Source organism: Streptomyces argenteolus, from assembly GCF_042902585.1.
Taxonomy (GTDB): domain Bacteria; phylum Actinomycetota; class Actinomycetes; order Streptomycetales; family Streptomycetaceae; genus Streptomyces; species Streptomyces argenteolus.
In genome coordinates this window covers 434,196-447,098 of sequence record NZ_JBIBEG010000003.1, presented here as the reverse complement: position 1 = coordinate 447,098, position 12,903 = coordinate 434,196, and the positions used below count along the sequence as shown (strand labels likewise).

12 protein-coding genes are annotated in these 12,903 nt (G+C 70.9%); 7 read left to right on the top strand and 5 right to left on the bottom strand.

Going from position 1 to position 12,903, the window contains the following annotated elements:
• Positions 1–123 precede the first annotated feature (123 nt).
• The 3 genes from ACFY8O_RS14575 to ACFY8O_RS14565 all read left to right on the top strand — a co-directional run bounded on the left by ACFY8O_RS14575 (position 124) and on the right by ACFY8O_RS14565 (position 1,741).
• Positions 124–516, top strand: coding sequence for a DUF6281 family protein (locus ACFY8O_RS14575; RefSeq protein ID WP_387901949.1), 393 nt, complete (start codon positions 124–126; stop codon positions 514–516).
• A gap of 345 nt (positions 517–861) precedes the next feature.
• Positions 862–987, top strand: coding sequence for a hypothetical protein (locus tag ACFY8O_RS14570; RefSeq protein WP_387901946.1), 126 nt, complete (start codon positions 862–864; stop codon positions 985–987).
• On the top strand, positions 980–1,741 hold the full coding sequence (locus tag ACFY8O_RS14565) for a DUF6193 family natural product biosynthesis protein (RefSeq protein ID WP_387901943.1): 762 nt from the start codon (positions 980–982) through the stop codon (positions 1,739–1,741). Before ACFY8O_RS14570 ends, ACFY8O_RS14565 begins: the two co-directional genes overlap by 8 nt.
• 190 nt (positions 1,742–1,931) lie before the next feature.
• On the opposite strand, the gene ACFY8O_RS14560 is transcribed toward ACFY8O_RS14565, so the two are convergent.
• Complete coding sequence (locus tag ACFY8O_RS14560; protein ID WP_387901940.1) at positions 1,932–2,594, bottom strand: TetR/AcrR family transcriptional regulator; 663 nt, start codon at positions 2,592–2,594, stop codon at positions 1,932–1,934.
• A 63-nt stretch (positions 2,595–2,657) separates the two neighbouring features.
• On the opposite strand from ACFY8O_RS14560, the gene ACFY8O_RS14555 reads away from it, so the two are divergent.
• Positions 2,658–3,284 (top strand): class I SAM-dependent methyltransferase, encoded by a 627-nt coding sequence (locus tag ACFY8O_RS14555; protein ID WP_387901937.1) that lies wholly within the window; start codon positions 2,658–2,660, stop codon positions 3,282–3,284.
• Between the two features lie 193 nt (positions 3,285–3,477).
• On the opposite strand, the gene ACFY8O_RS14550 is transcribed toward ACFY8O_RS14555, so the two are convergent.
• The 4 genes from ACFY8O_RS14550 to ACFY8O_RS14535 all read right to left on the bottom strand — a co-directional run bounded on the left by ACFY8O_RS14550 (position 3,478) and on the right by ACFY8O_RS14535 (position 7,067).
• On the bottom strand, positions 3,478–3,816 hold the full coding sequence (locus ACFY8O_RS14550; protein ID WP_145805525.1) for an SCO0607 family lipoprotein: 339 nt from the start codon (positions 3,814–3,816) through the stop codon (positions 3,478–3,480).
• A 358-nt stretch (positions 3,817–4,174) separates the two neighbouring features.
• The gene (locus ACFY8O_RS14545; protein WP_145805523.1) at positions 4,175–4,444 is read right to left on the bottom strand and encodes a GlsB/YeaQ/YmgE family stress response membrane protein; all 270 of its coding nucleotides are present in this window, start codon (positions 4,442–4,444) and stop codon (positions 4,175–4,177) included.
• Between the two features lie 456 nt (positions 4,445–4,900).
• Positions 4,901–5,425: an O-acetyl-ADP-ribose deacetylase gene (locus ACFY8O_RS14540; RefSeq protein ID WP_387901933.1), complete on the bottom strand. Its 525-nt coding sequence runs from the start codon at positions 5,423–5,425 to the stop codon at positions 4,901–4,903.
• On the bottom strand, positions 5,388–7,067 hold the full coding sequence (locus tag ACFY8O_RS14535; RefSeq protein ID WP_387901930.1) for an MFS transporter: 1,680 nt from the start codon (positions 7,065–7,067) through the stop codon (positions 5,388–5,390). The genes ACFY8O_RS14540 and ACFY8O_RS14535 overlap by 38 nt, the downstream gene beginning before the upstream one ends.
• Positions 7,068–7,835: 768 nt before the next feature.
• Here ACFY8O_RS14535 and ACFY8O_RS14530 point away from each other — a divergent pair.
• From ACFY8O_RS14530 to ACFY8O_RS14520, 3 genes are all read left to right on the top strand, one after another.
• Positions 7,836–8,840: a DUF6215 domain-containing protein gene (locus ACFY8O_RS14530; RefSeq protein ID WP_387901927.1), complete on the top strand. Its 1,005-nt coding sequence runs from the start codon at positions 7,836–7,838 to the stop codon at positions 8,838–8,840.
• Positions 8,841–9,569: 729 nt separating this feature from the next.
• Complete coding sequence (gene argJ / locus ACFY8O_RS14525; RefSeq protein WP_387901924.1) at positions 9,570–10,724, top strand: bifunctional glutamate N-acetyltransferase/amino-acid acetyltransferase ArgJ; 1,155 nt, start codon at positions 9,570–9,572, stop codon at positions 10,722–10,724.
• A 246-nt stretch (positions 10,725–10,970) separates the two neighbouring features.
• Positions 10,971–12,599: a LuxR C-terminal-related transcriptional regulator gene (locus tag ACFY8O_RS14520; RefSeq protein WP_387901922.1), complete on the top strand. Its 1,629-nt coding sequence runs from the start codon at positions 10,971–10,973 to the stop codon at positions 12,597–12,599.
• Positions 12,600–12,903: the final 304 nt, after the last annotated feature.

Genomic DNA, 12,903 nt, shown 5'->3' with positions numbered 1-12,903 from the left:
GCGCTTCGGGGAGATGGAACCCGGCGGGAACCTTTCACGTCCCAGGCCCGAGTCTCCGCCTGAGCAGCCGGCGTGATCCATCCGGTCCGGCGCAGAGGCGGCATCTACTGGAGGGGGACGTTCATGAACTGGTCCGGACGAGGGGCAGGCGCACTACTCGCGGTGGCCGTGGTGGTGACGACAGCCGGTTGCACCGCCGACGACAGCAACGGTACGGAGGGGGCCGCGTCCTGCGCGATGGAGTTCACCTACCAGGGACGCACCTACCGGGACGTGGCGAACGTGGAGTTCACGGTGGCGGGCCGACTGGGCACCGCCACCACGCCGCCGTGCGACGACACCGGTAGCGACGACGTGGTCGAGGACGGGACCACGGAGACCGCCTACGAGATCGAAGGCGTCTCTCCCGACGTGGCGATCGGGGTGGGGAGTTCACCGGACGACGTCGTCTTCGTCGTCTCCTCCTCTGGCGCGACCCTCCCGCCCGAGGTGAGGGAGCTGATCGAGGCCTCCTGACACGGGCGACGGCCGTGCCGGGGCGGGCTCGGGTGCGGCCGGCCGCCGGGGGAGCGGGGGAGCTCCGGTCGCTTCGAGGGCAGGCGGGGGCGCGTCCGCCTCGGAGAATTCGGTGAACGCGTCGAGGTGATCTCGCCGAGCGGGACTGCCGGACGTGGGCGGACGGGGGGCTTCGCAGCGATGACCGCCGCGAGGCCCCCCTTCCCGTGGGCGAGGGACAGGGCGTCGCGAGCCGCGGCACGGCCGGCGTGTGAGCGGACCGCGGCCGATCCGGCTCAGATCACGCCGGGCAGGCAGTCGGTCGTCCGGTGAGGCATCCGGACCCCCTGGGCCCCGCTGGTCGAGGTGCCGACGTCCGTACGCGACAACCCGGACGGGCTGCGCCCGTGGGCCGGTGGCTTCCGGGAGGCTGAGGCGTTCGCGGGCCCGCACAACGCCCTCTCGCCGCGCGCGGAGACGCCGGGTGACTGACAGAATCACTCTCGTGCCCGAACAGCTTCCCGGTGCGGTGCCGGATGATGCGATGCGCTCGTACACACCGCTCTATCCGGACGTCGTGCGGGCCGGATCCCTGCGCAACGCACTTCAGGACGTGGCCGATCGGGCCGGCTACGGCTTGGACGTCGAGCTGACGACCTCACCGGGCTGGCGGTACGTGGCGGCGAAGGTGGCGGCGGGAGGCCGTTCCGCGAACGCGCTGATGGCCCTGGACGTACGCAGCTTCGCGGTCGGCTGCTGGGCCGGCACGGTCCACATGGCCGACGGCAGCACGGACGATCTGTCCGAGGTCGCCGGCGCCCTGCACGCGTGGCTGCGGCGGGCACGCGTCGGTGAACTCGTCGACCAGTGGCCCTTCATGCGGACCTGGGCGCTGGCCGAGGCCCATGAGCGAGGCCGTGCCATTCCCGCACGGTGGACCCAGCTGCGCACCTCCGTCGCGGGCACGCGGAACACCGAGCTGCGGGCACTCGTGGAGGCGGCCTTCGGCCGGCCGGAGCTGCGGGCTCTGTCGCCGGGCCGGAGCATGTACTGGCTCACCTTCAGCCGCCAGGCCGCACCGCCCCTCTGTCGTGACCTGCCCGCTGTCATGCCGCTCGGGAACGGCCGCTACCGGGTGCGGCACACCGACGGTCGGACGCTGGAGGCGGAGGGCGCGGATGAGGCCGTCGTGGCGGTCCTGGCCTGGCTCCCGGCAGACGTCGCCGCTGCACCCGAGACCATGTGACGGTGCCGCCGGGCCTTCCCGCGCTCCGGCGTGAGGGCGCCGGTTGGTCGACCTGCGTGGCCGCAACCACCTCGCGCTCGTCGGCGTGCTTCCGGAGGTGGACCGCCGTCGAGGTGGAGCAGCGTGAGCGCGAGGCCATGGCGGAGAGGCCCCCGCGCCGCCCGGACTTCGCCCGAGTCCGGGACAGCCGTTAGTCAGGACGTCGGCAGAGTTCGGCGGTCAGGGCCGCACAGGCCCACTCCTCCCAGGCCTCGGGGGACCAGCCCCGGTCGCGGACGAAGACCAGGTACAGCTCGGGGCTGAGCAGTGCGTACAGCAGGTCGGCGGCACGGGCGGTGTCGAGATCGCTGCGGGCGTCGGGCTTGGGGACCAGCGCTTCCGCCGCGGCCCGCTGGACCGTGTACCGAGGGTCCGGGCCGGCCGGCCACTGCGCGGCGATCTCCGGGTCGGTGGCCGCGGCGGCGGCGATCAGCGGCATGATCGGGGCGACCCGGCCGAGGATGTCGCGCACGCCACGTACGTGGGCGCGCACCTGGCCGGCCGCCGTGGGCTCGGCGCACGCGGCGCGGAACCACTCGCGTTGCATCGTGGCGACCGGCTCGGTGTCGCCCGCGATGGACGTGTCGACGATGTCCTTGAACAGGGCGCGCTTGTTTCCGAAGACGAAGTACACGGTCTGGACGGCCACGCCCGCGCGGTCCGCCACCTCCTGGAGGCTCGTCGCCCCGTATCCCTGAGACACGAACAGGTCCCGCGCCGCCGTGACGATCTTCTCCCGGGTGCGCCGTGAGCGCTCGGCCCGCTTGTCGGGGCGTTTGGTGCTCTTCTCGTCACAACCCTTGACCTCGTCCATGGCGACAGCGTATCTCTAGAGTCAATCACTAGAGTTCGACTCTAGTCACCTGGAGGGGTAGTGATGAACGAGACCCGGACAGCCGTGCAACTCGACCAGGAGGCGGCCGTGCGCCGTGAACTGGAGGACTTCTACCGTGATGGCAAGCCGCCGTGGGACTGCGGCGTCACCCCGCCCGAACTCGTGGCCCTCGTGGAGGGGCCCGAGCCGCTGACGCCCGGCCGCGCCCTCGAACTCGGCTGCGGCACCGGGACGAACGCCGTCTACCTCGCCCGGCACGGCTGGCGCGTGGCAGCCGTGGACCTGGTCGAACGCGCGGTCCTGCAGGCCCGGGAGAAGGTCCTCGCGGCGGACGCGGAGGTCACCGTGCTGTGCGCGGACGCCACCCGGCTCGACGAGGTGGGCCTGCCCGGACCGTACGACCTGTTCTTCGACCTGAGCTGTTTCTGCGGGATCCCCCCGCACCGCCGCGACGCCTACGCCGCCGGTCTCACCGAACGGGCCGCCCCCGGCGCGCTGTTGCTGATGTTCGGATACGGACCCGGGGCGTGGGACGATCCGATCTCCGGTGTCACCGCCGACGAACTCCGCGACCGGTTCGCCGGGTGGGACCTGATCGACGTGACCCCGGGCACGAATCCGGTCCCCACCTTCTGGTTCACACTGCGCCGTTCCTCCGGTGCGGAGTGAGGTGCCAGGGAGCGCGCCACCGCCGGATCCTGCCGAGTCCGTCCTGCGAGCCCCGGAGTGACGGCATCGCACGCAATCGCTCGGTCCAGGTTCCCGGGCAGTCAGGGTGACCGGGGCCCTGTGGCGGTCGGTACGGGCCGGGGGAGTCGACCTGCCCCGGGGGCGAGGGCGCTGTCCGCGCGGGGCCTGAGGATCAGCCGGCGTCAGGTGCCTTGATGATGTCGCCGTCCTCGTCGAGCGTGTGCGTGTCCCAGTACACGTCCCACTTGTCATCGACACGCTGCGGCACCTTGCCCTCCGGGTACCGCACGTACCCTGCCGGCGGCTCCTCCCCGTCCGGGACACAGGCGGAGCCCGTGCCACCCACGGACAGGACGGGATACTCGTCGCCACCACAGATGTTCTCCCGGTACTCGACTCCCGCACATCCGGTGAGTGCGAGGGCCGCTGCCGCGCTGACGAGTGCGGCAGCGACGAGGCGCCTTCCTCCGGAACGGACGGCGGGAGCGGGGCGGTTCGTTCTGCGGGGCATGAGTGTGTTCCTCTCAGCGATGTGGTCTGCCACCACCCTCGCCGCCGCCGGCTGCCGTGCACTGAGTGCGCGTACTCACGTGGCTGTGCGCAGGTACCCAATCCCCCGTGCGCAGAGGTGCGTGGGGGTGACGCCGATGCCTCCGGCCGTCCGCCGGGTCCGGCGGATCAGCTCCGGCCGAACCGTGTGCAGGGCGCATCCGGCCCGGCGCACGGTGATCCGCCGGCCCGGTTCAGCCGTCGACGGCGGTCCGGGTGCGGCTCCCGCCGTGCCGGCGGACCGGCCGGTCTGAGGGTGAACGAGCGCGAAGCGGCTCCGCCCGGGTGGGGCGGAGCCGCTTCGTGGGGTATGCGTAAGGTCAGGCGCGGCGGCGGTTGCCCGCGATGACGCGGTACAGCACCAGAAGGATGAGCGAGCCGATGACGGCGGCGATCCAGGTGGACAGGTCGAAGAAGCCGTCGATGGAGTCGACGCCGAAGATGACCTTGCCGAGCCATCCGCCGAGCAGACCGCCCGCGATGCCGATGAGCATCGTGATGATGATGCCGCCCGGGTCCTTGCCCGGCATGATCGCCTTGGCGATGAGGCCTGCGAGCAACCCGATGATGATCCAAGCAATGATGCCCATGATGCCTCTCCTACCTGGTGAGATAAAGACGGTGTCAACAGCCGTGTTTACTGTTCCGGTGCTTTCAAACCCCGTTCAGGGATTTCTTGTGCGCAGGATGTGTGCGCCCGCCGCCCGGCTGTGGACGGCCCCGCGTCAGAGGCGGGTCACTGCCCGCGGAGACAGCTGTGGGGGAGGGGTAGCTTCCGGTCGCGGGTTCGGCATCGTGCGTGCACCGGACGATCCCGGGCTCGGCGGGTTGACCTCCACCGGCCTCATGGTGGGCACGCCCGGGCTCATGGCGTCCGAGCGCATTCGCGGCGCACGTCACTGGATGCTGAAACCTTGAGGACATTCGTTCATCGCAGCCCGGCGGTCCGGTTCTGTGGAGCGCGCGGCGGGGACCGTTGGCGCGGGCCCCGCCGGGAGCCACCTCAGGACGACCGGCCTGAGGCACGTGGTGCGTGCGGACGTCCCTCAGGTTGTCAGGGCTTCGTCGAAGCGGGCGTACGCCTCCTCGTCGAAGAGGACGAACCGGACTTCGGTGACCGGCAAGAACGCGGCCTCGCGGACCGTACGTACGGCGATCCGGGCCCCGTCGTCGAGCGGCCATCCGTAGACGCCCGTAGAGATCGCCGGGAAGGCGACCGTCCGGGCTCCCAGTTCCGAGGCCAGCCGCAAGGACTCCCGGTAGCAGGAGGCCAGCAACGCGGAGCGGTCTTGCGTGCGCGACCAGACCGGCCCCACCGTGTGCACGACATGCTTCGCGTGCAGCCGGCCGGCCGTGGTCGCCACCGCCTGCCCGGTCGGGAGGCCCTTGCCGTAGTGCGATGCCCTCAGATCGCGGCATGCCGCGAGGATCTCGGGTCCGCCGCGCCGATGGATCGCACCGTCCACCCCACCACCGCCGAGCAGTGAGGAGTTGGCGGCGTTGACCAGGACGTCAGCGTGCTGCTCGGTGATGTCACCGCGTACGAGAGTGATCTCCGGATGTGTCGTCATGCGGACATCCTGCCGTCAGTCCTGGGGCTTCTCCGCCGTCCGCCAGACCCGGGGATGTCCGAGCCGATCCGCATCCTGGGCCAGGCTCTCGCCGCGACGGGAGCTGCTCGTCCCGGACCGCGATGCCTGACCCGCGCCCGTGGTCCTCCCGGAGGGCCAGCAGGAGAACCGCCGCACCGAAGAACGTGACGATCATGATCCAGATCGCGCCGACGTGCATGGCGTGGACGAAGGCCTCATCGGCGGCGCGCCCGAGCTCGGGCAGGCGGGCGGTGGTGGCGACGTGCCTGGCCTGCTCTGCGGAGACCCGCGCCTGGTCCCCGACAGGCCCGGGGACACCGTGCAACGAGGGTTCGATCGCGCGCCGGTACACGATCGACATGATCGTGCCGCCGACGGCGATCCCGAGCACGCTGCCGGTCTGGCGCACGGTGTTGGTGACGGCGGACCCGGCACCGGCGCGGTCCAGCGGCAGGGTGCTGATCAGTGCCGCGGTCACCGGCCCGAGCACCATGCCGATGGACAGGCCCTGGACCAGCAGCAGGGCCTCGATCCACACGAGGGGGGTACTCAGTCCGACGAGCCCGTACGCACCCATGGTCAGCGCCGCGAAGGCGAGGGCCGGTACGGCGACGAGCCGCAGCGACCACCGATGCACCAGGCGCGCGCCCACGGGCGCCCCCAGGATCGCGCCCAGCGCGGTCGGGAGGCCGGCCAGGCCCGCCGCGACAGGCGAGTAGCCGCGGGCGCCCTGCATGTAGAACGCGTGGTAGAAGGTGACGGCGGATACGGCGAACAGCAGCAGTCCGAGCGCCACGTTGCCGCCGCCGAAAGCGCGCCGGGCGAGAAGCCGGGGGTCGAAACTCGGCATTCTGCTGCGCAGTTCGACGCGGACGAACAGGGCCAGCAGGACCAGCCCGGCCACGATCGGCGCCGAGACGTCGGTACGGCTCCAGGTGGCCACCTGCCCCGTACGGATCAGGCCGTACGCGAGCGCCGCGAGGCCGCTGACCGACAGCAGCATTCCGGCCGGGTCCAGCGGTCGCACGACGGGGCTGCGGAAGTTCGGGACCAGCACGGTGATGCCGATCAGCGCGAGGACCACGACCGGGACGTTGACCAGGAAGACCGAGCCCCACCAGAAGTGGTCGAGCAGCACGCCGGCGAGCACCGGGCCCACGGCCATGCCGACACCGGCGGAGGTCGAGGAGACCGCGATGGCGGTCGACCGCGCCGGGCCGGTGAACGTCCACATGAGGATGGCCATGTTGGCGGGCATGATCAGCGCGCTGCCGACGCCCATCGCGGCCCGGGCGGCGATCAACTGCCCCCCGTCGCCCGCGAACGCCGCCCACACCGAGGACGCGGCGAAGACCACCAGTCCGGTCAGGAGCACGGTCCGGTGACCGAAGCGGTCGCCCAGCGCGCCCGCGGTGAACATCAAGGTGGCGAAGGTCAGCGTGTACGAGCCGGTGGCCCACTGCAGCTCGTCCGGGCCGGCGTCGAGCCCGCGGTCCGGGTCGGCGAGAGTCTCCAGCGTCGTACTCAGGACGGTGTTGTCCAGCCAGATCAGCAGGGAACACACCATGAGAACGGCAAGAATCAACTGCTGCTTGGACTTCGGTAACGAGGATGCAGTCATGAATACCTTCGGGTGCGGTCCGGAAAATCTGACGACGAGACCGTAAGCAAAACATCAGGCGGTGTCAATTCCCTTGCCGCCGAATATCGCTGACAATTTTTGGGCCTACCCGAGGGCATGTGGGCCGCGCTCTGTCAATTCTCGAAGGTGTGTCCGGGCGATGATGTGCCGCGCCTCTGGGGGCATGCCTCCACTCCTTTGTCAATGTCCGCACATGAGGGTTGACCCCTCGCAGTTTCCGTGCCCCACCTCGCCTTATGCCCCTGCCCTCGACCCTCGCGGGCAGGGAGACGCGGGGAGCGGCGGATCCCCCTCAGGGCCATGCGTGCGGTCGGCCCTTTCCGCCCTTTCGGGCTGGTGAATCAGTGAGTCGCATTCCCCTTCCCGGCATATTCTGAATGGGGCTGTGGGTGGTCAGCCCATTGTCTCTCGGAGCGCTCATCGGATTCGGGGAGTTCGGTGTTCGGTCAACCCTGTGGGGCGGTATCGGGTGTGGAAATGAACCCCTCGGTCGCTGGGAATTCCATGTGCTGAGTGACGACCGCGTACGGGAAGGGGGATGTGGATGTGCACGGAGTCATCCGCCGTGAGGGCCCCGCGAGTTCGGCGGGAAGGCGGAGGTGGCACGGGCGAGGCAGGGGTGGTTCGGGCAGCGAGAGCTGTCGGGACGGCGACGCCGCGGGCCCTGTTTGATCACGGTTTCGGTCCTGGGCCGGAACTATGGCTTCCGTCACAGCCAACGGGATCTTGTCCTGGTGGGATCGCCGGATGCTCGGTTTCCTCTTCCGCCTCCTGCCCTTCTGGGTCCGTGAGCCCCTGCTCATCGTGGTCGGGTCGGTCTTCGGCGTACGCATCATGTATCTCGCCCTCCGCGACGAGGTATGGGTGGCAGCCGGGATCGGGGTGGTGTTCCTGCTGGCCACCGCGGCGCGCGTCCACACGGTCGTCCGGGCCCTGCGCGTGCGCCGGGACCCGGGCCCGACGGCCCCTGCGGAAGGGGCGATGTCCGGTGCTGCCGTCCGGTCGCAACCGCAGGCTCCGACGGTGCGGCGTCCCGCCCCGGCCGCTCCGAGGAAGGAACCCAACGCGTGGGGCCAGGCTGCTGCCGCCGTGGCCGTGTTCGTGGCGCTCGGTGCCGCCTTGTGGCTGGGCCCGCAGCTGTTGCCGTCCGACGACGGGGGCGTGCCGCAGGCCGCCTCGTGTTCGAGCGGGGAGGACGAGGAGCTGCCCAGCGCCTACGGGGAGACGTCCCAGGCTGTCACCGGCGACGAGTTGTGCAAGGCGCTCAACAGGTCGGACCTGGCGCAGCTCCTCGGGACGCCCACGGAGACCGTGACCGTGGCGTCCGGCACCAACAACACCGCTCCGCTGACCGACGGGAAGATCGCCCAGCCGGAGGCCGAGGTCCAGTTCGAGACCTACACCGTGCACGCCTCCGTCACGTACAACAAGCTGTCGATCGCCCAGTACGTGAAGCTGATGGAGTTCGGGGAGGAGACGGACGTCAGGACGCTCTCGGTCCTCGGCAGGCCCGCCGTCCTCTCCTCGGACCACACGATGGCGTTCGAGATCGATCTGGGGAGCAGTGCGTCCGGCGGACCGGTCGAGCAAGGCCCCCTGGCCAGAACGCTGTCCGTGGCCCTCGACGGGAAGGACCGGGGTGGCTACTGCGACATCACCGTGTGGAGCACGTCCGGAGGATTTCCCGACGACAGTGTGCTCCTCGGCATCGCCGAGGCCGTCCTTCCGGCGATCCCCGAACGGACCGTGTGACGAGGTCGGGAAGCACTGACTCATCGTCGACCTGACGGCGACGCCGAGGGGCGCATGCTCGGGCGAAGCTCGTGGTGAGCGAGTCGTCGACCAGGATCACTCGTGCCCACGGCAGGCTGACAAGGTCCCATGGGCGCGGAGTCGAAGCCGCATCCTCGCGTACGTCACAGGGTGCGCCGCGGTGAGGTCCGCTCCCCAGGTCCGGGCCCCTGGAGGTGCGGCCCGGCACCCGCCCTCGACCTCGGCGAACTCCTCCCGCCCCGGCCGGAAACCCCGTACCGAGCCCTGGGCGGCCGGGCCTCCCGGGCGCGGTCGATCGTCCGTGCAACCCCGCCCATTCGCGCAGGCGTGAGGGCCGCCGCGAGCCACGCCGCCGCCTGGCCCACCCCTCGCCACCGCCGCGCGAGGCCCGTCTGCGTCCCCCGGCCGCATGTGCCCGGCGCACCCCGGCCGGGTGGCCGACGGCCGGTGGTGGTGTGTGCGCGGCAGGGTCGCCGGAGCGAATGTTTCAGCAACGTGAATGCAAAAGTATGTGGTCGTCAGGTGTCCAGTAGCTGTCCAGGATACGGATACCTGGCTGAACGGCGAGGCAAACAGGGTGATTTAACCGGTTGTATGTCATGATCGCTTGCTCTATCCGCCCGTGAAAGTGTACGGTGGGCGGAATCTTCATGCATTGCCGGACCGCCTCGCACGGAGGGGTCCGGACCACTCGGGAGGTCTGCCGGTATGGGATCCATGGCGCCGCGCGGTTTTCGCAGTGTCACCATGAACATGGGGCTCAAGGACGTCGACGACGACTTCGCCGCCGTCGTGTCCGAAGTGCCGGCCCGTTCCGCGGCGGTCTTCACCCGTTCGCGTTTCGCCGGCCCGAGTGTCGTCATCAGCCGTGAGGCCGCCTCCCGCCAGAGCGCCCGAGGCATGGTGGTGCTCTCGCGCAACGCCAACGTGGCGACCGGCAAGGCGGGTGCGGCGCACGCCGCCGAGGTGCGGGCGAAGGTGGCCGAGGCCGCCGGGGTCGAGCCCGAGGACCTGGTCATCGGTTCCACCGGAGTGATCGGCCGGCCGTATCCGATGGAGGGCATCCGGGCCGGACTGGCCTCGCTCGCCTGGCCGTTCCCCGAGGCGGACTACGCCGCCGCTGCGAAGGCCATCATGACCACCGACACCCGGCCGAAGTACTTCACCGTGCCCTGCGGTGACGCGGTGCTGACCGGCATCGCCAAGGGCGTCGGCATGATCGAGCCGAACATGGCGACCCTGCTCACCTTCTTCTTCACCGACGCCGACATCCCCGCCGACCGGCTCGACGCACTGTTCCGCCGTGTCATGGACAAGACGTTCAATGCGCTGAGCATCGACACCGACACCTCGACGAGCGACACCGCCGCGATCTTCGCCAACGGCCTCGCGGGGCCTGTCGATCTCGAGGCGTTCGAGCAGGCGCTGTACGAGTGCGCCCTGCACCTCGTGCGGGACATCGCATCGGACGGCGAGGGGGCGTCCAAGCTGATCGAGGTCCGCGTGACCGGCGCGCGTGACGACGCCCAGGCCAAGCGGGTGGGCAAGAGCGTCGTCAACTCCCCGCTGGTCAAGGCCGCGGTACACGGCGCCGACCCCAACTGGGGCAGGGTCGCGATGGCCGTCGGCAAGCTGGAGGACGAGACCGACATCGATCCTCCGAAGGTGGCGATCCGCTTCGGTGACCTCGTCATGCACCCCGAGGAGCCGAGCGACGACCTCCTGGCCGAGGCCTCCCGCTACCTGACCGGGGACGAGGTCGTCATCCGGGTCGACCTCGGCATCGGGGACGGGGCTTTCACCGTCTACGGATGCGACCTGACCGAGGGCTACGTGAAGATCAACGCCGACTACACCACCTGACGTCCGCGCCGACGTCGCGGAGCTACCACGCTGCCCGGTGCCCCGTGCACCGGGCAGCTCCGCGCGTCCGGAAGTCCGCCGCACCGGCTCCGGTGCGGGAATGCGCGGCGCTCCAGGGCGCGCGAAGCAGCGGGGTCCCGGGGGGAAGGGCTCCGCCCGGCGGGCACAAGACGGATGAACGGGAAGAGCGCCGGGCAGACGCCGCAGGGGCGGTGCCGCGGCACGCCAGTGATCGGGGGGAGATCCATGACGGCGCCGGGGGACGGTGACGGGGAGCGGCCGGACACCGCTGCGGCTCTCCGCCGCAGGGCGGAGCACCTGTTCAGGCTCGGGCACGCGGACGAGGCGCAGGCCGTCCTCATCCGGGCGCTCGCCGCCGCGGGCGACGGGGCCGGCCACTCGAAGGCGGAGCTGCTGGAACGCCTCGGGCGCTACCTGGACGCGTCCAGTTGCAGCTGGACGCACGACTACTTCGAGCAGGCGCTCGCCGAACTGCGCCCCGACGAACCGTTCCACAGCAAGGTCGAGGTGCTGTGCTCGGTCGGTTTCGCCTATGTGCAGAGAGGGCGCACCGAGGAGGGGATGGGCCTTTTACGCGAAGCGATCGACCTGGCGCGGGACGTCGTGGACGCCCAGCTGGAGATGACCGTCCACACCGTGGCGGCCGAGGCCCTGCTCACCCTCGGCACGCTGGAGGAGTCGATCGAGCGCACCCGCCGCGCCCGGCGCCTCGGCATGGAGTCCGCCCAGCACCACATCGTGGTCCGCTCCTACCTCAACGAGGCGAGGGCCACCTATCTCAGGACCGGGAGCATCGGGGACAGCCTGCGGATCAAGAGGGTCGGACTCCGGTACGCCAGGGACTTCGGTGAACTCGCCACCGAGGAGGGCGACACGCTCCGCCTGGCGCTGGTGAAGGACCTGATCGAGGCGGGCCACTGGCCGGAGGCCCACGCGCTGCTCGGGCCCGCGGACGCCGATGAGCGCCACGGCTCGATCAACGCCGTGGAGGAGACCCTGGTTCGCTGCTGGCTGATGAGCCGTCAGGGTCCGCGACCGCGCACGGTGCCGCCGTTCGTCGAACTGGTCGAGTCGAGCAGTCCGCCCCGCCATGCGTACCTGCTGAACATCGCGCTGGCCGCCGCCGTGCGGCTGGAGGACTACGCGAGCGTGGAGGAGCTGATCGGCAGGGCGCTGACCCTGGCCGACGGGAGGCTCACCCCGCCCGGTTGCGGTCTGCACGTCGTCGACGCCCTCGCCTCGGCGATCGAGTCGCAGTGCGAAGGGCGGCACACCCTCATGCACCCCGACAGTTCACCTCCCCGGTTGCTCGAGGTCATCGAACGCGTTCACCTCAAGGTCCGCGGCCATGTGGCCGCCACCTACGAACTCACCGACGGCGTCGTGGCGCAGGCGCGCGCCCGGTGCGCCCCGGGACCGCAGGACGCCGCGCGGCACTGGGACGAGGCGATCGTCGTCTTCCGCAGGACGCACGCCCGCGCCCGGCTGGTCACCGCCCTGCTGGGCAGGGCCGCGCTGTACGGGTCCGCCCCCCGGGCCCGGCTGCTCCTCGACGAGGCGGAGCAGATCGCCCGCGACATGCGGGCGGCGCCGCACCTCGAACGGATCGCTGCCCTGCGCGGGGCCGGGGCGGCCCCCGCGGCGCACGCCGCTCCGGCCGTGGCGCTGACAGGCCGGCAGCAGCAGGTCGTCTCCCTCCTCGCCCGGGGGTGCACCGACCGGGAGATCGCCGGCGATCTCGGCCTCAGCGTCCGCACCGTCAACGCGCACGTCGTGCAGATCCTGGGCCGGCTCGGCGTCCGCAACCGCGCTGAGGTCGCCGCCTGGTATCACCGGTCGGGCACGGCCCGGTAAGGGGGAGCGCCGCGGGGGCGACGCCCTCGGGCTTCCTTCCGCTGCGCTCCCCGCAGAGGGTGTCGCTGCCCGGCGGGAGCATGCTGCCCTGCGGGAGCGCGTTCGGTGTCGCGGTCCCTCTCGCACGCCGACAGGGCTCCTGGGTGTTCCCCGGCCCCTCCGTGCGCCTTCGTAGGCCTTCCCGTGCCCCGGCCCGGCCTGGCACGTCCACGGCATCGCGCAGGGACGTCGGCCCGTTCGCTCAGACTCCCACGCATCCGAACAGGGGGTGCCGAATGCGCGGCACCCGGACGCGGGAAGCGCA